This window comes from Microvirga sp. HBU67558, from assembly GCF_018069605.1.
GTDB lineage: Bacteria > Pseudomonadota > Alphaproteobacteria > Rhizobiales > Beijerinckiaceae > Microvirga > Microvirga terrae.
In genome coordinates, this window is the sequence record NZ_JAGPUP010000507.1 from 1 (window position 1) to 19927 (window position 19927).

Below are 19927 nucleotides of genomic sequence, written 5' to 3' on the forward strand. Positions count from 1 at the left end.
GACGCCTCGCGAGCGCGCCCCTCGAAGGAACCGATCTGCGCCATGATATAGCTTAGCTTGATCGATCTGTCAAGAACAAAGTGAGAACATGACCTCACCAGCTCGAGCTCACCCTCTCATCCTCACCCGCACGTCATCACCGGCCCTGTGCCGGTGATCCCGATCCGTAAGGCGCTCTGCTCTTCCAATCGGGATGGCCGGGACAAGCCCGGCCATGACGTGGTGGGTAGTCATGACGTAAGGGTGTCAGGACGGACCGGAGGTTGCGACGAGGGGCGAGTGATGACTTGGAATGGCCCGCCCAGCCAAAACGGCGTGGGGCGAGCACGGCGGGAGTCCGCGATCGGGACGGCGGCACCCGCTCATTGTCCGTGCCAAGAACGGCCGGCGTGACAGAAAGCCATCGACCCGCCGGCCTGTTTCGCGCATAGATGGGGCCATGCCTTTCCGCCTGTTGCGTTTCAGCGTTCCGATCCTGGCTCTTGCTCTGTCCGTCGTGGGCTGCGGCTACATTCCCCGCCAGGTGGCCGGCCTGCCGTCCGACAGGCCGTGGGATGCCCTGCCCCTGCGCAAATGGCTGGCCGAGGACCGGGCTGAGCCGGTGGCCCTGGCCTTCTGCGCCCCGCCCGAATGCGGCCCGGGTCTGGCGGTGAGCGTCATCCGCCTGACCGGACAGGATGCGGATCTCACGGATGCCCTCCTGAAGGATCCGGAGCGACTGGCCCGGGCGCTGCGCTCGCCGGTCGGCCGGGACAGGCCCGTCAGAACCAGGATCACCGTGGCGCGCCTCAAGGATGCGCCCTACCCGGGCTTCGTGATCGATCTCGCGCCTGCCGATGGCAGCAAGCGGCCGGCCTACGGGGCCGCGCTCGGGCGTCGTTCCGGGGCCGATCTCGAGGTCGTCCTGGTGATCGGCGAGGCGCCGGATGCGGTGCGCGAGACGGCCAAGGACGTCGCTGCCCGCGAATTAGGCACATGAATCCGCGCCTGACGCATGTTCCTGCATTGAACCGACAGCCACTTCACCGGATCATGCTCTCGCGCATCTGCGAACAATGGACCCGGTTTTCCGCTTTCGATGATGCGACGCTTGAGGGATCCAGCATCGGATAAATCCCGAAGGTACAAAATCACTTCTGGGTCCGATGCTCTAGCCCGTTGTCTCCTGCGGCTAAATTCTTTATGGCCTTGGCCAAATCTTAACAGCCCGAGGCCCCCATGAAAGCGCGTGTCACCGTGACCCTCAAGAACGGCGTTCTCGATCCCCAAGGCAAGGCCATCGAAGGAGCCCTCAAGTCGCTCGGCGTCGAGGGCATCGACGGCGTGCGCCAGGGCAAGGTCTTCGACATCGAGCTCGGCACCACGGACAAGGCCAAGGCGGAAGCCGCCCTCAAGGCCGCCTGCGAGAAGCTCCTCGCCAACACCGTCATCGAGAATTACCGCGTCGAGATCGCGTGAGGCTCCCATGAAATCTGCCGTCATCGTCTTCCCCGGCTCCAATCGCGAAGGCGATGTGCTGCGGGCGCTCCAATCGGCCGGATCCCAGGTGGAGAAGGTCTGGCATGCCGAGACCGAGCTGCCGCAGGGCACGGATCTCGTGGTCCTGCCGGGAGGCTTCTCCTACGGGGATTATCTGCGTTGCGGGGCAATCGCCGGCCGCGCCACCGTGATGGACGCGGTGCGCGCCCATGCGGCGCGGGGCGGCCTCGTGCTCGGCATCTGCAACGGCTTCCAGATCCTGTGCGAATCCGGGCTTCTCCCCGGCATCCTGATGCGCAACGCCAATCTCAGGTTCATCTGCCACCGGCAGTTCCTGAGGGTCGAGCGCAACGACACCGCCTTCACCCGGGCCTATGCCAAGGGCCAGGCCATCGACGTCTGCGTGGCGCATGGCGAGGGCAATTACACGGCCGACGCGGAGACCCTGAAGCGGCTCGAGGGCGAAGGCCTGGTGGCGTTCCGCTATTCCGACCCCCAGGGCCACACCACGCAGGATGCCAACCGCAACGGCTCCATGAACTCCATCGCGGGCATCTATTCCGAGAAGCTCAACGTGCTCGGCATGATGCCCCATCCGGAAAACCTGATCGAAGACCTCGTGGGCGGCACCGACGGACGCGGCCTGTTCGAGAGCCTCGTGTCGTCCTTCCCCCGCGCCGCCTGATCCCTCCAGATTACGAGACCCCGATGATCCGCAACGACGTCGCCATCACCCCGGAGCTGGTCAAGGAGCACGGGCTGAAGCCGGACGAATACGAGCGCTTCGTGAACCTGATCGGCCGCGAGCCGACCATCACCGAGCTCGGCATCGTGTCGGCCATGTGGAACGAGCACTGCTCGTACAAGTCCTCCCGCATCCACCTGCGCGGCCTGCCCACGCAGGCTCCCTGGGTCATCCAGGGTCCGGGCGAGAACGCCGGCGTGATCGATATCGGCGACGGACTGGCCTGTATCTTCAAGATGGAGAGCCATAACCACCCGTCCTTCATCGAGCCCTATCAGGGCGCGGCGACCGGGGTCGGCGGCATCCTGCGCGACGTGTTCACCATGGGGGCGCGGCCCATCGCGTCGCTCAACTTCCTGCGCTTCGGCGAGCCAGACCATCCCAAGACCCCTCACCTGGTTTCCGGCGTGGTCGCGGGCATCGGCGGCTACGGCAATTCCTTCGGCGTGCCGACGGTGGGCGGCAGCGTGGGCTTCGACAAGCGCTACAACGGCAACATCCTGGTCAACGCCATGGCGGTGGGCCTCGCGCGCACCGACGAGATCTTCTACGCCAAGGCGACGGGCGTCGGGAACCCGATCGTCTATCTCGGCTCGAAGACCGGCCGCGACGGGATCCATGGCGCCACGATGGCGTCCGCCGAGTTCGACGAATCCTCGGAGGAGAAGCGCCCCACCGTTCAGGTCGGCGACCCCTTCGCCGAGAAGCTCTTGCTGGAGGCCTGCCTCGAGCTGATGAAATCCGGCGCTGTCATCGCCATCCAGGACATGGGCGCGGCGGGCCTGACCAGCTCGGCCGTCGAAATGGGCGCGAAGGGCAATCTCGGCATCGAGCTCGACCTCGACAAGGTGCCCTGCCGCGAAGAAGGCATGACCGCCTACGAGATGATGCTCTCCGAGAGCCAGGAGCGCATGCTCATGGTGCTCAAGCCCGGCATGGAGAACCAAGCCGAGGCCATCTTCCACAAGTGGGGCCTGGACTTCGCCGTCATCGGCAGGACCACCGACACCCTGCGCTTCGTCATCAAGCATCAGGGCGAGGTGAAGGCCGACCTGCCGATCAAGGAACTCGGCGACGAGGCCCCGCTCTACGACCGCCCCTGGGTGGAAAGCCCCCGGCAGCCCGTGATCGCGCCCGACAGCGTGAAGGCCCCAGTGTCCGAGGCCGAGGCGCTCCTCAAGCTCGTCGGCTCGCCGGACCAGTGCTCGAAGCGCTGGGTCTGGGAGCAGTACGACCACCTGATCCTCGGCAACACGGTCCAGACGCCGGGCGGCGACGCCGCCATCGTGCGGGTCGAGGACGGCCCGAAGGGTCTGGCGCTCACCACCGACGTGACCCCGCGCTACTGCGAGGCCGACCCCTTCGAGGGCGGCAAGCAGGCGGTGGCCGAGGCCTGGCGCAACATCACGGCGGTCGGTGGCCTGCCGCTGGCGATCACCGACAACCTCAACTTCGCCAGCCCCGAGCGTCCCGAATCCATGGGACAGTTCGTCGGCTGCATCCGGGGCATCGGCGAGGCCTGCAAGGCGCTCGATTTCCCGGTCGTGTCCGGCAACGTCTCGCTCTACAACGAGACCAACGGCCAGGGCATCCTGCCGACGCCCGCCATCGGCGGGGTCGGGCTCCTCGATGACGTGACGGTGAACGCCTCCATCGCGTTCAGGCGCGAGGGCGAGGCGATCCTCCTCATCGGGGCCACCCGCGGATGGCTCGGCCAGTCGATCTACCTGCGCGACGTCTGCGGCCGCGAGGAGGGCGCTCCGCCGCCGGTGGATCTGGCCCTGGAGAAGCGCAACGGCGACTTCGTGCGCCAGCTGATCCGCTCCGGCCAGGTGACCACCGTGCACGACGTCTCGGACGGCGGCATCGCGCTCGCGCTCGCCGAGATGGCCATGGCGGGCCATGTGGGGGCCGAGATCACCGCCTATCCCGAGGGCTTCCCCCTCCATGCCTTCCTGTTCGGCGAGGATCAGGCCCGTTACCTCCTCGCCGTCGACGAGGATGTGGCGGCCGACATCCTCTACGAGGCGGGCGCGGTCGGCATCCCGGCCGTGACGCTGGGGCTCACCGGCGGAGATTCGTTGATTCTGCCGGGTCGGCAGGCCATATCCCTGAAGCAGTTGAAGGCAGCCCACGAAGCTTGGCTGCCGGACTACATGACCGGCAAGTCCTGAGGAGTTTGATCCATGCCCATGAACGCCCATGACATCGAAAGCATGATCAAAGCCGCCCTGCCGGACGCGGTGGTCGAGATCAAGGATCTGGCCGGCGACGGCGATCACTATGCCGCCACCGTCACCTCCTCGGCCTTCAAGGGGAAGTCCCGGGTGCAGCAGCACCAGATGGTCTATGCGGCGCTGCAAGGACGCATGGGAGGCGTGCTTCATGCCCTTGCATTGACGACCGTGGCACCCGACAATTGAGACGCGAGCCCGGCGCCTTGACCGTCGGGACGAAGGAGAATTCCATGGCTGACGCCAACCAGATCATCGACAACGAAGTGAAGTCCAACGACGTCGTGCTGTTCATGAAGGGCACGCCGCAATTCCCCATGTGCGGGTTCTCGGGCCAAGTGGTCCAGATCCTCAACTACCTCGGCGTGCCCTACAAGGGCGTCAACGTGCTCGAGGACGAGACCATCCGCCAGGGTATCAAGGACTATTCCAACTGGCCGACCATTCCCCAGCTCTACGTGAAGGGCGAGTTCGTCGGCGGCTGCGACATCACCCGCGAGATGTTCCAGGCCGGCGAGTTGCAGCAGCTCTTCGCCGACAAGGGCATCCCGGTCCAGCAGAGCGCCTGAGGCCGGCATTCCCCTTCAAGAGATGCGAGGCGGGGCGTTGGCCCCGCCTTTTTCATGCGCCCTCCGCAGATCAGGGGCGTCTTATGTCGCATTCCTTAAACGGCTCAGTTTCCGGCACAATGAATTGTGCTGAATGCAACAGAAGCGCCGCTCACCACAGAATAAGAAGGAGCGGCGAGAAGGGGCTGTTCCATGATCGAACCGGAGACGAATGTCGTTGCCTTCAAGCCGCGGTCGCCCGTGGCGCATCATCCCAGGAGCCTGATGGAGCGCATCTACGCGGCCGGCTCCCTGTCCATCCGGGCCGACGACCGGGCCACCAAGATGGCGGCCGTCATGCTGCAGGCGCTGGGCTTCCTGGTGATCGAGGAGATCCTGGCCGACGGCACGCCGCGCCGGCTCGAGCGCAGGGAGGCGAGGCAGGCCATGGACCGTCCCTGGCGCCTGTCGAAGCCGGCCTATTCCGGCACGATCGGCGTTCCGGACGGCGGCGGGGCGCTTCCGGTCTAGGACCGGCCTAACGCCGTCTTCATGAACGTGACGGCATCGGGCGACGCCCAGTGGGCCGGGCCTTTGAGCAGGGCGATCTCGCAACCCGCGGCATCGACCACGAAGGTGGTCGGCAGCCCCACCACGTGGCCGGATTTCTGCAGCACCTGCAGGAGCTTGCCCTCGGGATCGGCGTGGTAGGCCAGGTTCCTGATGCCGTTCTCCTGCAGCCAGGCCTTCGGCTTCTCGCGGTTGCGGGTATCCACATTGATGGCCACGACCTGGAAATCGGGGCCGCCGAGCTCGGCCTGCAGCTTGTCGAGGGCCGGCATCTCCTCGCGGCAGGGCACGCACCAGGTCGCCCAGAGATTGACCAGGATCGTCCGACCCTTGAAATCCGACAGGTTCATCGGCTGGCCCTCGGGGCCCGTGAAGGCGATCACCGGCGGCGGCTTCGGAGCATTGCTCACCCCGACGGCCGCCACCTCGCCCCTCGCCAGCGGCTTCAGGCGCTCTGAAGTCGGCCTCGAGGCGCGGCATTCGGCAACCCCCGCCGCCATGGGATCGCGGGGCGAGACGCCATACCAGGCCGCACCGGCCCCAGCGACCGCGAGAGCCGCGAGACCGAGGAGCCAGCCTGTTCGGGATTTCGATGAGTTCGGCATGCGCCGTGATGTGGCGCTTTTCGGCCCCGGCCTCAAGCCCGAATGCGGGAGCGCGGCCGTCCGTCCCATCACGAAAGCGTTGAGTGTTCAGCCTGTTGCAATCCTCACCTTGCCTCTCGCATCCGGCACCGCTTGCCGTTATGGTGCGGCCACGTTTCGGAGTCTGTAATGTCGTCCAGCCTGACCCTTCCTCGCGCCATCCTGGTTTGCGGCCTTCTCGCCCTCGGTCTGACCGCCTGCGGCCGTCGCGGCGCGCTCGAGCCGCCGCCGGACGCTTCCGCACAGGCGGCAGAGACCCAGACGCAGACCCCGGCGAGCGACGCCACCCTGCCCTCCCCGGTCGGCACGCCCCGCTCCCAGGCGAACCGGGGCTACACGATCCCGAACAAGCCGTTTATCCTCGACCCGCTGCTTTAGGCCTTTTCGATGCACCATTTCGCCTATCGTGACGGCGTCCTCCACGCGGAAGGCGTCGATCTGCGCCGCCTCGCGGACGAGGTCGGGACCCCGTTCTATTGCTATTCCTCGGCCACCCTGGAGCGGCACTACCGGGTCTTCGCCGAGTCCTTCGCCGATACGGACGCCTTGGTCTGCTACGCCATGAAGGCTAATTCCAACCAGGCCGTGCTCCGGACGCTCGGCCGCCTGGGTGCCGGCATGGATATCGTGTCCGAGGGCGAGCTTCGCCGCGCGCTCGCAGCCGGTGTGCCGGGCGAGCGCATCGTCTTCTCCGGCGTCGGCAAAACGAAAGCCGAAATGGCCTTCGCGCTCGAGAGCGGCATCCTTTGCTTCAACGTGGAATCGGAGCCGGAGCTCGAAGCGCTCTCCGAGGTCGCGCTCTCGAAGGGCCTGCGCGCTCCCGTGTCGGTGCGCATCAATCCGGACGTGGACGCCAAGACCCACGCCAAGATCTCGACCGGCAAGTCCGAGAACAAGTTCGGCATCCCCATTACCCGCGCCCGCGAGGTCTATGCCCGGGCGGCCGCTCTCAGAGGCATCGAGATCACCGGCGTCGACATGCATATTGGCAGCCAGATCACCGATCTGGCCCCCTACGACAACGCGACCGCGCTCCTCGCCGAACTCGCCCGCGACCTGATGGCGGACGGCCACCGGCTGCACCACATCGATCTCGGCGGCGGCCTCGGCGTGCCCTATCGGGAGGACAACGAGCCCCCGCCCGATCCGCAGGCCTATGCGGCGATCATCAAGCGCCATACCAGGGATCTCGGCCTCAAGCTCGTGTTCGAGATGGGCCGCATGATCGCCGGCAATGCGGGCGTGCTCGTCGCCCGGGTGATCTACGTGAAGCAGGGCGCCGACAAGCCCTTCGTGATCGTCGACGCGGCGATGAACGATCTCATCCGCCCGACGCTCTACGAGGCCCACCACGACATCAAGCCGGTCGTCGCGGCCGCCCCGGACGCGCCGCGGATCGTCGCCGACGTGGTCGGGCCCGTCTGCGAGACCGGCGATTATCTCGCCCTGTCCCGCGACATGCCGGCCGTGAAGGCGGGCGACCTCATCGCCATCATGACGGCCGGCGCCTACGGGGCGGTCCAGGCCAGCACCTACAACACGCGCCCCCTGGTGCCCGAGGTGCTCGTCCGCGGCGAGGATCACGCGGTGGTGCGCCCGCGCCCGGCCTATGACGAGCTGATCGGGCTCGACCGGGTCCCGGGCTGGCTCGGCTGACGAGGCCTCCCGTCAGCCGGGGCCCGCATCGTGCGGAATCCGCGGCCCTTCTCGAACAATGTCCCGCTCCAAGGATTGACCATCATCCGGCGCCAGCCTGAGCGGTGATGGCCGGTCACCTCTTCTTGAAGCGCCGCGCCCAATTGACCGCTGGTCATTCGGGGTCCGCGTGCTAGCTTTTTCGGTGGGGGTTATCTGCACGCGCGGTGCAGCGGGAGATATTTTGCATGAGCGACGGCTCGAACCCGACGCCTGGGCGCAGTCCCCTGAACCAGCGGTTCGGGCGCTTGGTCACTCATGCGCGCTGGTCTCTCTGGTGGGAGGAGGCCTGGCCCCGGCTCTGGCTGCCCTTCGCCATCGTCTTGCTGTTTCTGACCCTCTCCTGGCTTGGCCTCTGGCTCGACGCCTCGCCCCTGTGGCGCACCATCGGCCTGGGGCTGTTCGCAGCCGCTTTCCTCCTGTCGCTCTGGCCGCTTCTGCGCCTGCGCATGCCCAGCCGGACGCGCGCGCTCGACCGGCTCGACCGGGAGACGGGGCTCACCCACGGTCCGGCCCGCGTTCTCGACGACACCCTGGCCCTCGGATCGGCGGATCCCGGCACCAAGGCCCTGTGGGCGCTTCATCGCAAGCGGGCGGAAGATGCCGTCGGCCGCATGCGGGTCGGCCTGCCGCAGCCCGATATGGCCAAGCGCGACCGCTATGCCCTGCGCGCCGCAGGGCTTCTCGCCCTGGTGACGAGCGCGTTCATCGCCGGGCCCGAGATCGGCTCGCGGCTCGCCGCGGCCTTCGACTGGCGCAGGGTCGAGACCGCCTCCCCGTCGTTCCGCATCGACGGATGGATCGACCCGCCGCTCTATACCCGCACGCCGCCGCTCATGATCGACCTGGCCCGGGGGCAGAGCCTGCGCGCGCCGATCCATTCGACCGTCGTGATCCGGATCGCCGGCGAGGGCAGCGCGGAGGTCACGCCGGGCAAGGGCCTGACGCTGCTCCCGCCCAAGGCCAACCAGCGCGCCGACATGCGCGAGGAGCGCTACACCCTCGACGGCTCGAGCGAGCTGACGGTCAGAACGGGCTTCGCGCACAGCGTGACCCTGACCATCGAGGCCATTCCCGACCGGCTGCCGGAGATCGCCTTCACGACACCCCCCGAGGTCAATGCGCGCGGCACCTTCACCCTGAGCTACAAGGGCCGGGACGATTACGGCATCGCGTCCCTCGACGGCATCGTCGAGAAGGCCGACGCCAGCAAGGGGCGCTCCCTGGTGCCTGCCCCTCAGCTCACGCTCGCCCTTCCGAGCCATGAGGAGAACGCACCGGACACCAAGTCCCCGGTCGATCTCACGAACCATGCCTGGGCGGGCGCCCCCGTGACGATCCGCCTCAAAGCCAAGGACGAGGCCGGTCAGGAGGCCCTGAGCGAGGCGGTCACCTTCACCCTGCCGCAGCGTCCCTTCACGAAACCGCTCGCCAAGGCGTTGGTCGAGCAGCGGCGCAACCTGGTGCTCGCGCCGGACGACCGCAAGCGCGTCCAGGTGGCTCTCGACGCCCTGCTCATCGCGCCGGACGAATATACCCCGCAATGGGGCGTGTTCATGGGATTGCGGACCGGTGCGGAGCGCCTGCGGGTCGCTAAGACCGATCAGGACCTGCTCGACGTGGCCGACTGGCTCTGGACCATGGCGCTGCAGATCGAGGACGGCAACCTGTCCGATGCGGAGCGCGAGCTGCGCGCCGCCCAGGAGCGCCTGAAGGAGGCCATGGACCGGGGCGCCACGGACGACGAGATCCGGCGCCTGACCGACGAGTTGCGCCAGGCCATGGACAAATTCCTGCGGGAATTCGCCCAGCGCATGCAGCAGAACCAGCAGTCGCAGGACCAGAGCCAGCGCACGCCGCCCGACCGGATGATCTCGCAGGACGACCTCAACCGGATGCTACGCCAGATGGAGGACGCCATGCGCCGCGGCGACGTGGCCGAGGCCCAGCGCCTGCTCGAGCAGCTGCGCAATATCCTCGAGAACCTGCAGACGGCCCAACCCAACAGCCGCATGACCGATCCGCTCGGACGCGAGATGAACCAGGCCATGCAGGACCTGGAGGACATGGCCCGCGAGCAGCAGAACCTGCGCGACGAGACCTTCCGCGACGGCCAGAACCGGCGCATGCAGCAGGGCGACCGCAACGGGCAGCGCCAGCAGGGGCAGCGTCAGGGCCAGCGCCAACAGGGACAGCGCCAGCAAGGCCAACAGGGCGACGGTCAGGAGCAGGCGGAAAACGGCCAGGGCGGCCAGGATCAGGACCCCCTCGGCCTGAAGCAGAGACAGGAGGCCCTGCGGCAAAGGCTGGAGGAGTTGCAGCGGCGCATGCAGGGCATGGGCATGCAGAACGAGCAGGGTCTCGGCGATGCCGAGCAGGCCATGCGCGATGCCGAAGGCGCTCTTGGTCAGGGCCAGGACGGTCCTGCGGTCGACGCGCAGGGACGGGCGCTCGAAAGCCTCCGTCGCGGCATGCAGGGCATGGCCCAGCAGATGCAGCAGATGCAGCAGGGCGACGGCCAGGGGAACGAACAGGCCGGGGACCAGCCCGGCCAGGGCAACCCCCAGGGCAACCAGCAGACGGGCCAGCGCGACAACGATCCGCTCGGCCGCCCCATGCGCAACCGGGACTATTCCGACGGCCGCGTGGAAGTGCCGAGCGCCAGCCAGTCGCCCGCGCAACGCGCGCAGCGGATTCTGGAGGAATTGCGGCGCAAGCTGGGCGATCCGAGCCGGCCGCAGGAAGAGCTCGACTACTTCGAGCGGCTGCTGCGCCGGAACTGACCCCGGAGCATCGGTCGCTCGGCTGCGCATCGTTCCATACTTAGTGCCGCCAGGCCTCTTGCCTCTCCCGCAGGTTCGGGCCACGGTCGCCTGAATCTTTCGATGGAATCACGATGACGAGTTTTGCCGATCTGCTGGTCCCGATCGCGGTGGTGGCCGTCGCGTTCGTGCTGCTTCTGGGGCTGATCAACATGCTGCGCGGCGGCAATCCCAATCGGTCGCAGCATCTCATGAGACTGCGCGTGCTGCTGCAGTTTCTCGCCATCATCGTGATCATGGGCGTGATCTGGTGGCGGGCTGCATGACGTTGGGACACTGGTGGAAAGCCGCGGCCATTGTCCACATTGTGGATCGCACACCTCCGTATTGACACTTTTTCGCCACGCTTTGTATTAAGACAACGTTAGCCATAAAGGCGTAGCCTGGTGGCCTTGATACTTATTGAATTACGGATCTCTTAATGCGCATCAGTCCAGCCATAGGCATGAGCCTTCTGATCCTAGTTGCAGGATCGACAGGTGTGCTAGGCTCCGACTTCAAGCGGCAAACGAGTTCCTCCCAGGCCCAGACCCAACCAAGCATCCTGTCGGAGTTCCGTTTTGGTCTCTCCGCTCAGGATCCGTGGGGCCCGGAAGGACGCGACGGCTCCGCCAATCTCACCGGCGAAATCCTTTTTGCGAAGCCCTTTACCGCCTCGGACCTTTTCACCAGCTATTTCATCCCACGGCCGCATGTGGGCGGCAGCCTGAACTTCGACGGCCGGACGAGCTTCGCCTATGCCGGCCTGTCCTGGACCATCGACGTGACGCCCGACATCTTCGTCGAGGGCAGCTTCGGCGGCGCCGTTCACAACGGCAAGGATCATCCGATGGCTGATCGCCAGGAACTCGGATGTTCCCCGCTCTTTCGCGAATCGGGTTCCGTGGGCGTGCGCCTGTCCGCCAATTGGAGCGTGATGGCCACGGTCGAGCATCTCTCGAACGGCGGCACCTGCTCGGACGAGAATAGAGGCTTGACGAATGTCGGCGCGCGGGTTGGGTATTCGTTCTAACCGAATCCCAACCGTCAGGCCCGCCATGGTCGTCCTCAACCGCATCTACACCCGCACCGGCGACGAGGGCACTACGGCGCTGGCTGCCGGCGGACGCCGCCCGAAATACGATCTGCGCATCGAGGCATACGGCACGGTCGACGAGACCAACGCGTGCATCGGCCTCGTGCGCCTTCATACGGCCGGCCACGACATCGACGCGATGCTCGGCCGCATTCAGAACGACCTGTTCGATCTGGGCGCCGATCTGGCGACAGTCGAGACGGACAAGCCCCTGCCCTATGAGCCCTTGCGCGTCACGCAGGCGCAGGTCGATCGTCTCGAGCAGGAGATCGACCGGCTCAACGCCGACCTGTCCGTCCTGCGCTCCTTCGTCCTTCCGGGCGGCACGCCTGCCGGGGCGGCGCTTCATCTCGCCCGCACGGTTTGCCGCCGTGCGGAGCGCCATGTGGTCGAACTGATGGAGAGACCGGACGAGAAGGTTTCTGCGGAATCGGTGAAATACCTGAACCGCCTCTCCGACTTTCTTTTCGTCGCCTCCCGTTCCATGAATGACAAGGGTGCGCTCGACGTGCTCTGGGTGCCCGGGCAGAACCGCTAGCGCGTCGGGCCGACCCGAGGATCGATGCCGCACGCGGCAAGGAGCGCGGCGAATACTCCCAAAAGCGGATTCCCCTTTCAGGTCCGATGCGTTAGGAGCGAATCATGTTTCTACCGCTTCACGATGGCGTTCCACTCAAGAACATGAAGACGCCGCTCGCGACGCGGTGTCTGATCGGCGTCTGCGTCATCGCCTATCTGGCCACCTTCTATGGCCCGCTCGGCGAGGACGCGATGGTGGGCGGGTTCGGCTTCATCCCGTCGGTCCTGTTCGGCACGGAAGTGCTGCCCGAGGGTTATCCGTTCGTTCCTGCCGAACTGACTCTGGCCACCAACATCTTCCTGCACGGCTCGCTGTTTCACCTGATCGGCAACATGCTGTTCCTCTGGGTGTTCGGCGACAATGTGGAGGATGCCATGGGGCACCTCCGGTTCATCCTGTTCTTTCTGCTCTGCGGGATGGCCGCGAGCCTGGCCCATGCCTTCATCACGACGGAGCCTCACCGCCCGCTGATCGGCGCGTCGGGCGGCGTGTCGGGCGTGGTGGCGGCCTATCTGATCCTCTATCCGCGCGTGAAGATCTGGGGCCTGTTCCTGAAGGGCATCCCGCTGCACCTGCCCGCCTACTGGACCATCGGCTTCTGGTTCGTCCTCCAGTTCGCCGCGGCCTTCCTCGGCGGGGACGACAGCGTGGGCTGGTTCGCCCATCTTGGCGGCTTCATCGTCGGCGCTATTCTCACCCCTCTCCTGCGCCGCCGCTACGATCCCGTGCTCGCCCGCGTCCAGGCGCAGGAACTGCAAGCGCCGCGTTGACAATCAGGGATCGGCCATTACGGTCCTTCCGCCTTTTTCCTATATGTCCGGAGGGTTGGTCATCGGCCCCATCCGGATCCGATCTTTGGTGAGGACAGACGAATGAAGCTTCTGGTGTGTGTGAAGCGGGTGGTGGACTACAACGTGAAGATCCGGGTGAAGCCGGACGGGTCGGGCGTGGAACTGGCCAACATCAAGATGTCCATGAACCCCTTCGACGAGATCGCCGTCGAGGAAGCCGTGCGCCTCAAGGAGCAGGGCAAGGCCACCGAGATCGTTGCCGTCTCCATCGGCCCGCAGCAATCGGCTGAGACCATCCGCACGGCGCTTGCCATGGGGGCCGACCGCGGCATCCTGGTCAAGACCGACGCCACCGTGGAGCCGCTCGCCGTGGCCAAGATCCTGGCCAAGGTGGTCGAGCAGGAGAAGCCCGACCTCGTCATCATGGGCAAGCAGGCCATCGACGACGATTCCAACCAGACCGGCCAGATGCTGGCCGCCCTGCTGGGCTGGCCGCAGGGCACCTTCGCGTTCAAGGTGAACGTGGGCGAGGGCTCCATCGACGTGACCCGCGAGGTCGACGGCGGGTTGCAGACGGTGGGCCTCAAGCTGCCGGCCATCGTCACCACGGACCTGCGCCTCAACGAGCCGCGCTATGCTTCGCTTCCCAACATCATGAAGGCCAAGAAGAAGCCTCTCGACGAGACCAGCCCCGAGACGCTCGGCGTCGACGTGGCCCCGCGCCTGAAGGTGATCAAGACCGTCGAGCCCGGCGGCCGCAAGGCGGGCGTGAAGGTGGGCTCCGTGGCCGAACTCGTCCAGAAGCTCAAAGTCGAAGCCGGCGTGCTCTAAGGGAGAAGACCAACCATGACCACTCTTCTGATCGCCGAGCACGACAACGCTCACCTGAAGGACGCTACCCACAAGGCGCTCTCGGCCGCGAAGGCGCTGGGCGCCCCTGTCCACGTGCTGGTGGCCGGCGTGAGCGCGCGTGCGGCTGCCGAAGCCGCCTCCAGGCTCGAGGGCGTCGAGAAGGTGCTGCTGGCAGACGGCCCGGCTTACGAGCACCAGCTCGCCGAGCCGACCGCAGCCCTCATCGTGTCGCTCGCCGGTTCCTACGACGCCCTGGTGGCGCCCGCCACCAGCAAGGGCAAGAACGTCATGCCCCGCGTTGCGGCGCTGCTCGACGTGATGCAGGTCTCCGACATCATCAAGGTGGTGTCGCCCGACACCTTCGAGCGGCCGATCTATGCCGGCAACGCCATCCAGACCGTGCAGGCCACCGACGCCAAGAAGGTGATCACCGTGCGCACCGCCGCCTTCCCGGCGGCCGCCGAGGGGGGCTCTGCCGCCATCGAGACAGTGAATGCCGCCGAGGATCCCGGCGTGTCGAGCTTCAAGGGCGAGGAGATCCAGCAATCGGACCGGCCCGAGCTGACCTCGGCGAAGATCATCATCTCGGGCGGGCGCTCGCTCGGCTCGGCCGACGCCTTCAAGCAGTATATCGAGCCCATCGCCGACACGCTCGGGGCCGCCATGGGCGCGTCGCGCGCGGCCGTCGATGCGGGCTATGCGCCCAACGACTGGCAGGTGGGTCAGACCGGCAAGGTGGTGGCGCCCGATCTCTACATCGCGGTGGGGATTTCAGGGGCCATTCAGCATCTGGCCGGCATGAAGGATTCCAAGGTGATCGTGGCGATCAACAAGGACGAGGAGGCGCCGATCTTCCAGGTGGCGGATTACGGCCTCGTCGGCGACCTCTTCCAGATCCTGCCGGAACTGAAGGAGGAGTTGACCAAAGCCGGTCAATAAGGTCAGGAATAATGACGGACCGGGCGGGGTTCTCCGCCCGGCCGCTTTCGATATTGAACGCAGGCAGCGGATCAGATGGGCATTGAGATCAAAACGGTTGGCGTTGTCGGCGCCGGGCAGATGGGAAGCGGCATCGCCCATGTCTGCTCGCTGGCGGGTTTCACCGTCCGGCTCAACGATCTCTCCGAGGATCGGATCAATGCCGGGCTCGCGACGATCAATGGCAACATGGCCCGCCAGGTCGCCAAGGGCGCCATCTCCGATGCCGACCGGCAGGGCGCCCTCGAGCGGATCAAGCCGGCCCGCACCTATGACGATCTGGCGACCTGCGACCTCGTCATCGAGGCCGCGACCGAGAACGAGGAGGTGAAGCGCAAGATCTTCACCAATCTCAGCCCGTCGCTCCGCCCCGACGCGATGCTCGCCACCAACACGTCGTCGATCTCGATCACGCGGCTTGCCGCCTCCACCGACCGGCCGGAACGGTTCATCGGCATCCACTTCATGAATCCGGTGCCGGTGATGCAGCTCGTCGAGCTGATCCGCGGCATCGCCACCGAGGATCCGACCTACGAATCCGCCAAGGAGTTCATCAGCAAGCTCGGCAAGACCTCCACGGTCTCCGAGGACTTTCCGGCCTTCATCGTCAACCGGATCCTGCTGCCGATGATCAACGAGGCGATCTACACCCTCTACGAGGGCGTCGGCTCCGTGGAGGCCATCGACACGGCCATGCGGCTCGGCGCCAACCACCCGATGGGCCCGCTCCAGCTCGCGGATTTCATCGGCCTGGACACCTGCCTGTCGATCATGCAGGTGCTGCACGAGGGCCTGGCCGATTCCAAGTACCGCCCCTGCCCGCTTCTGGTGAAGTACGTGGAGGCCGGCTGGCTCGGACGGAAGACGAAGCGCGGCTTCTACGATTACCGGGGCGAGAAGCCCGTCCCGACCCGCTGACAGGTTGCGCGGCTGTCAGATCAGCCGCCTGAACGCATCGGTGAAGACATAGGGACCGAAGCTCCACAGCCCGGCCCAGAGCATGGCCCCGAGGGCATTCGCCACGACGAAATGGGGCCAGGGCATTCCGGTCGACCCCGCGATGAGACCGTTGAGCTGACGCAGCACGACGACGAACCGGGCTGTGAGAACCATGAAGAACCCTTTGGTTTTCACCGTCTGCTCCAGTTTGGCCAGCCGGTCCGGCGTGAGCTTCACCAGGGAGCCGAACCGGATCAGAAGGGGCCGCCCTCCGAACCGGCCGATCAGATAGCCGGTGCTGTCGCCAAGGACCGCCCCGGCCCAGGCGGCCAGAAAGACGTGGCCGATGGCGAGATCGCCCCGGGCGGCCAGGAGCGAGGCCGCGATCAGGGCGCTTTCCCCAGGCAAGGGAGCCCCGAAGGACTCGAAGTAGAGGATGAGGAGAAGAGCCCAGACGCCATAGGTCGCAATGGCCGGCTCGATCCAGGCCAAGCCTTCGTGGAGAAGGTTCATCGATCGCCCCCAAGTCGCTGAAACGCGGCCGTGATTCGCCCAGATTGCACTTCCTGTGGGTGCGTCACAAACGTCGAGGGCTGGATCTTCACAACAGTGTCATGCTGCCTATAGTCTACTCCGACGGGATACGACGCTTCTCTTAGTGAAGAGGAGGTGAGGTGACGATACACGTCCAGCCTGTTGTGCGACCGGAGGCCTGCCCGGCCCTCGTTCTCAATGCCGATTACCGGCCTTTGAGCTACTACCCCTTGTCCATCTGGTGTTGGCAGGATGCGATCAAGGCGGTGTTCCTGGACAGGGTCAACATCGTGTCGGAATACGACAAGGTCGTGCGAAGTCCGACCTTCGAGATCCGCCTGCCCTCGGTCATATCGCTCAAAACCTACGTCAAACCCTCACGTCACCCGGCCTTCACCCGCTTCAACGTCTTCCTGCGCGACCGCTTCAGCTGCCAATACTGCGGAGACCGCGAGGACCTGACCTTCGATCACGTCATCCCCCGGTCCAAGGGCGGGCAAACCACTTGGGAGAACGTCGTCGCCGCCTGTGCGCCCTGCAACCTCAGGAAGGGGGACAAACTGCCCCGCGAGGTGGAAATGTGGCCCCGGCAGAGCCCCTTCGCCCCGACCGTCCACGACCTCCACTCCAACGGACGTCTCTTCCCGCCGAACTATCTCCACGACAGCTGGATGGATTATCTCTACTGGGACAGCGAGCTGGAGCCCTGAGATCCGTCCCCAGGGCCATCAGGGCCCCTGCCGACCGGCGCTTTCCCTATGGGCAAGCCGTTCAGGTCAGACGCCCACGGGCCGCAACAGGCAACTCGCCGACGATCGTGTCTCCCCGCACCGCGACCATCCGGTCCACCATGTTCACCACCACGCAGACGTGATTCGGCACGATGCGAACCACGTCGCCCACGCTGGGACGATCGTTGCAGGCGGACAGGTCGAGAAACCCGTGCTCCTCGGCGAAGCGGGCGATCCTGGCCTGCGGATGCTCAAGGATCAGGCCGTGGCCGTCGAGCCCGCCCGTATCGTAGGTCAGGGTCTTGGAGCCGGAATCGAGAATCCCACGCTCTGGACCGGCGCGGCTAACCACCGTCGCGTAGACCGTCAGCGCGCAGTCCTCCAGCCCGGCGACGCCTGCTGCCAGCATCATGCGGTCGTTGAACACGGACGTGCCGGCCCGGTGCTCCGTGACGTCCTTGATCTTGCCGAGATGGACCAGGTTGGGGGTGCCGCCCGACGAGACGATGCGCGGTTCGAGCCCGAGCTCCCGCACGCCGGCGGTGGCCGCATCGAGGAAGGCCTGCGTCTCGGCCACGGCATTCTCCGGCGGATACAGCATGAAGCCCGCGAACGAGAGCCCCGGGCGTGACGCGATCTCCTGGGCGAGCGCCACGGCTTCCGCCGGCGTCTCGACCCCGGCGCGCCTGCGGCCGGTATCGCATTCCACCACCACGTCGAGATTGCGCCCGGCCTTGGCCGCGGCCTGCGGGAGGCCCGCCACCACCACGGGATTATCGGCCGCGACGGTGACCTTCACCCGCGAGAGCAGGCCGCCGAGGCGGTTTAGCTTCTCTTCGCCCAGGAGATTGTAGGCGATGAGGAGGTCATCATGACCGCTCTCGGCCATGATTTCGGCTTCGCCGAGCTTCTGGCAGGTGAGGCCCTGGGCGCCGGCCTCACGCTGCAGGGCGGCGATCACCGGGCTCTTGTGCGTCTTGATGTGAGGACGGTTGGCGATGCCTGCAGCATCGCACAGGGCCTGCACCCGGGCGACGTTGCGCTCCACCACGTCGAGGTCGACCACCACGGCGGGCGTCCCGAACTGCCGCGCGACCTCATCCTTGAGAGCCTGGAGACTCATGTCACTCCCCCACCTGTCTGGGCGAAGGCTAACGGGGCGATGCCCATGGGCGCAAGGTCAGCGGCCCGGGAAGATCCCCTTGCGCGCCGCCGCGGCGGCCGCGAAGGCGGCGAGCGCCAGCGAGATCAGCACGTTCCAACCGGCCAGAGACAGGCCGAGGAAGCGCCAGGCCGCCTCCGTGCAGCTCACCACGCGGGTGTTCTGAAGCTGGTTCAGGAAATCGCCCACGTTGCCTGCGCCGGCGCCGGCTCCCCCGCCGCAATCGCTCGGGCCGGCGAAGAAGCCCCATTCCACGCCCGAGTGATAGGCCCCGAGCCCTGCACTGACGATGAAGATCAGGGCCAGGCACCAGAGGCCGATGCGGGCATAGCGCGGCGGCAGGAGAGCAGCCGCGAGGCCCACCGGAATCGCAATGTAATAGGGGTTGCGCTGCATCAGGCAGAGCTTGCACGGCACATATCCGAAGACATGCTCGAAGACGAGCGCTCCGCCGATCGTCGCCGCGGCGCCCAGGGTGACGGCCAGCGTGGCCTGCCGCATCGTGAGGCTGATCCGCATCGCCCCTCCCCTCTAGAAAAGGTAGCGGAAGGCCACGAAGCCCCCGACGAAGGCCGCGATGGCCAGGGTCGCCACCAGATTGAAATGGTTGTCGATGATCGATTTGATGCGCGGTCCGAACTGGCTCATGAGGAGGGCCACGATGAAGAAGCGGGCGCCGCGGGTCAGGATCGACAACAGGATGAACCAGCCCAGATGGTAACCCGCGAAGCCCGACGTGATGGTTACGAGCTTGTAGGGGATCGGGGTCAGGCCCTTCAGCAGGATCACCCAATGGCCGTAATCGGCATAGGCATGCCGGAACGTCTCGGCGCCTTCCGTGAGGCCATAGAGCTGGAACAGCCAGGCTCCGATGGAATCATAGAGGCCGAGCCCAATGAAGTATCCGAGGATCCCGCCCAGGACGGACGCGACGGTGCAGATCAGGGCGTAGGCCCAGGCCTTGTCGGGCCGCGCCAGCATCATCGGCACGAGCATCACGTCCGGCGGCACCGGAAAGAACGAGCTTTCGGAGAAGGACACAAGAGCCAAAGCGTAAGGGGCCGAAGGGCGGGCCGCGAGGGACAGGGTCCAGTCGTAGAGGCGTCTCAGCATGGGGTTCCGATAGGTTCAGATCCGGATCGGGGCCTTCACCCCGGCCCCTTTGAGCACAAGGAGCCGCGAATTGCGAGGGCCAAGCCTTGCGGCTTGCCTTCACATCTCGCGCATTGACCAACCTTCGCCGGCCATGGTACGTCGCGGGTCCTTGCCCCTGTGGCGGAATTGGTAGACGCGCTCGACTCAAAATCGAGTTCCGCAAGGAGTGCTGGTTCGATCCCGGCCAGGGGCACCATCGGCTTCCCGAATTGACATGGCGCAGGATGGTTCGGGATTCCGACCGCGCCTTCCTGGGCAGGCGATCCTCAGCCATCTGCAAGCTCCCCGTAGCGCACCGATGATCTCTTCTCCGCATGTGACAACCATGCGGCGTACAGCTCCGCTCGGCTTCTCCACACTCCGCGTTAGCGCTTTCGGACTACCCCATCTGCC

Annotated in this window: 23 protein-coding genes and 1 tRNA gene; 19 read left to right on the forward strand and 5 right to left on the reverse strand. The window is 66.1% G+C overall.

Annotation, left to right across the window (positions count from 1 at the left end):
- Window positions 1-439 precede the first annotated feature (439 nt).
- The 7 genes from KBI52_RS12570 (at window position 440) to KBI52_RS12600 (ending at window position 5537) form a co-directional block, all read left to right on the forward strand.
- A complete protein-coding gene (locus KBI52_RS12570) occupies window positions 440-979 on the forward strand; it encodes a hypothetical protein (protein ID WP_173946715.1) in 540 nt (179 codons plus the stop codon).
- A 239-nt stretch (window positions 980-1218) separates the two neighbouring features.
- Window positions 1219-1458, forward strand: coding sequence for a phosphoribosylformylglycinamidine synthase subunit PurS (gene purS / locus KBI52_RS12575; protein WP_173946714.1), 240 nt, complete (start codon window positions 1219-1221; stop codon window positions 1456-1458).
- A 7-nt stretch (window positions 1459-1465) separates the two neighbouring features.
- Window positions 1466-2164 carry a phosphoribosylformylglycinamidine synthase subunit PurQ gene (purQ, locus tag KBI52_RS12580; RefSeq protein WP_210807852.1) on the forward strand — a complete coding sequence of 233 codons (699 nt, stop codon included), beginning with the start codon at window positions 1466-1468 and terminating at the stop codon, window positions 2162-2164.
- Window positions 2165-2187: 23 nt separating this feature from the next.
- A complete protein-coding gene (gene purL / locus KBI52_RS12585) occupies window positions 2188-4398 on the forward strand; it encodes a phosphoribosylformylglycinamidine synthase subunit PurL (RefSeq protein ID WP_210807854.1) in 2211 nt (736 codons plus the stop codon).
- Window positions 4399-4410: 12 nt separating this feature from the next.
- A complete protein-coding gene (locus tag KBI52_RS12590) occupies window positions 4411-4647 on the forward strand; it encodes a BolA family protein (protein ID WP_036362056.1) in 237 nt (78 codons plus the stop codon).
- Between the two features lie 44 nt (window positions 4648-4691).
- Complete coding sequence (grxD, locus tag KBI52_RS12595; protein WP_210807856.1) at window positions 4692-5027, forward strand: Grx4 family monothiol glutaredoxin; 336 nt, start codon at window positions 4692-4694, stop codon at window positions 5025-5027.
- Between the two features lie 192 nt (window positions 5028-5219).
- The gene (locus KBI52_RS12600) at window positions 5220-5537 is read left to right on the forward strand and encodes a hypothetical protein (protein ID WP_210807858.1); all 318 of its coding nucleotides are present in this window, start codon (window positions 5220-5222) and stop codon (window positions 5535-5537) included.
- On the opposite strand, the gene KBI52_RS12605 is transcribed toward KBI52_RS12600, so the two are convergent.
- Complete coding sequence (locus KBI52_RS12605; RefSeq protein WP_210807860.1) at window positions 5534-6181, reverse strand: TlpA disulfide reductase family protein; 648 nt, start codon at window positions 6179-6181, stop codon at window positions 5534-5536. The genes KBI52_RS12600 and KBI52_RS12605 overlap by 4 nt on opposite strands.
- A 168-nt stretch (window positions 6182-6349) precedes the next feature.
- Between KBI52_RS12605 and KBI52_RS12610 the strand changes: the two genes are divergently transcribed.
- From KBI52_RS12610 to KBI52_RS12655, 10 genes are all read left to right on the forward strand, one after another.
- On the forward strand, window positions 6350-6598 hold the full coding sequence (locus tag KBI52_RS12610) for a lipoprotein (protein ID WP_210807862.1): 249 nt from the start codon (window positions 6350-6352) through the stop codon (window positions 6596-6598).
- 9 nt (window positions 6599-6607) lie between these two features.
- On the forward strand, window positions 6608-7876 hold the full coding sequence (gene lysA / locus KBI52_RS12615) for a diaminopimelate decarboxylase (RefSeq protein WP_210807864.1): 1269 nt from the start codon (window positions 6608-6610) through the stop codon (window positions 7874-7876).
- Window positions 7877-8103: 227 nt separating this feature from the next.
- Window positions 8104-10698: a TIGR02302 family protein gene (locus KBI52_RS12620; RefSeq protein WP_210807866.1), complete on the forward strand. Its 2595-nt coding sequence runs from the start codon at window positions 8104-8106 to the stop codon at window positions 10696-10698.
- 113 nt (window positions 10699-10811) lie between these two features.
- Window positions 10812-11003 (forward strand): twin transmembrane helix small protein, encoded by a 192-nt coding sequence (locus tag KBI52_RS12625; protein ID WP_173946704.1) that lies wholly within the window; start codon window positions 10812-10814, stop codon window positions 11001-11003.
- Window positions 11004-11158: 155 nt separating this feature from the next.
- Window positions 11159-11749 carry an acyloxyacyl hydrolase gene (locus tag KBI52_RS12630; protein WP_173946703.1) on the forward strand — a complete coding sequence of 197 codons (591 nt, stop codon included), beginning with the start codon at window positions 11159-11161 and terminating at the stop codon, window positions 11747-11749.
- A gap of 25 nt (window positions 11750-11774) precedes the next feature.
- Window positions 11775-12350 carry a cob(I)yrinic acid a,c-diamide adenosyltransferase gene (locus KBI52_RS12635; RefSeq protein WP_173946702.1) on the forward strand — a complete coding sequence of 192 codons (576 nt, stop codon included), beginning with the start codon at window positions 11775-11777 and terminating at the stop codon, window positions 12348-12350.
- A 104-nt stretch (window positions 12351-12454) separates the two neighbouring features.
- Window positions 12455-13162 carry a rhomboid family intramembrane serine protease gene (locus tag KBI52_RS12640; protein ID WP_173946701.1) on the forward strand — a complete coding sequence of 236 codons (708 nt, stop codon included), beginning with the start codon at window positions 12455-12457 and terminating at the stop codon, window positions 13160-13162.
- A gap of 102 nt (window positions 13163-13264) precedes the next feature.
- The gene (locus tag KBI52_RS12645; protein ID WP_173946700.1) at window positions 13265-14014 is read left to right on the forward strand and encodes an electron transfer flavoprotein subunit beta/FixA family protein; all 750 of its coding nucleotides are present in this window, start codon (window positions 13265-13267) and stop codon (window positions 14012-14014) included.
- A gap of 15 nt (window positions 14015-14029) precedes the next feature.
- Window positions 14030-14974, forward strand: coding sequence for an electron transfer flavoprotein subunit alpha/FixB family protein (locus KBI52_RS12650; RefSeq protein ID WP_173946699.1), 945 nt, complete (start codon window positions 14030-14032; stop codon window positions 14972-14974).
- A 75-nt stretch (window positions 14975-15049) separates the two neighbouring features.
- Complete coding sequence (locus KBI52_RS12655) at window positions 15050-15931, forward strand: 3-hydroxybutyryl-CoA dehydrogenase (protein ID WP_173946698.1); 882 nt, start codon at window positions 15050-15052, stop codon at window positions 15929-15931.
- 15 nt (window positions 15932-15946) lie between these two features.
- On the opposite strand, the gene KBI52_RS12660 is transcribed toward KBI52_RS12655, so the two are convergent.
- Window positions 15947-16444, reverse strand: a complete 498-nt coding sequence (locus KBI52_RS12660) for a DedA family protein (RefSeq protein ID WP_173946717.1) — start codon at window positions 16442-16444, stop codon at window positions 15947-15949.
- 182 nt (window positions 16445-16626) lie between these two features.
- Here KBI52_RS12660 and KBI52_RS12665 point away from each other — a divergent pair, with 182 nt between their 5' ends.
- Window positions 16627-17196 (forward strand): HNH endonuclease, encoded by a 570-nt coding sequence (locus tag KBI52_RS12665; RefSeq protein WP_162003246.1) that lies wholly within the window; start codon window positions 16627-16629, stop codon window positions 17194-17196.
- A 61-nt stretch (window positions 17197-17257) separates the two neighbouring features.
- Here KBI52_RS12665 and KBI52_RS12670 read toward each other — a convergent pair whose 3' ends face one another.
- Genes KBI52_RS12670 through KBI52_RS12680 form a run of 3 tightly spaced genes read right to left on the reverse strand, consistent with a single transcriptional unit; the run spans window position 17258 to window position 19492 of the window.
- Window positions 17258-18340 carry a D-TA family PLP-dependent enzyme gene (locus tag KBI52_RS12670; RefSeq protein WP_173946697.1) on the reverse strand — a complete coding sequence of 361 codons (1083 nt, stop codon included), beginning with the start codon at window positions 18338-18340 and terminating at the stop codon, window positions 17258-17260.
- A 57-nt stretch (window positions 18341-18397) separates the two neighbouring features.
- Window positions 18398-18898, reverse strand: coding sequence for a disulfide bond formation protein B (locus KBI52_RS12675; RefSeq protein WP_173946696.1), 501 nt, complete (start codon window positions 18896-18898; stop codon window positions 18398-18400).
- Window positions 18899-18910: 12 nt separating this feature from the next.
- The gene (locus KBI52_RS12680) at window positions 18911-19492 is read right to left on the reverse strand and encodes a YqaA family protein (protein WP_173946695.1); all 582 of its coding nucleotides are present in this window, start codon (window positions 19490-19492) and stop codon (window positions 18911-18913) included.
- 153 nt (window positions 19493-19645) lie between these two features.
- Between KBI52_RS12680 and KBI52_RS12685 the strand changes: the two genes are divergently transcribed.
- Window positions 19646-19730 (forward strand) — tRNA-Leu (locus tag KBI52_RS12685).
- The last annotated feature ends 197 nt before the right edge of the window (window positions 19731-19927 follow it).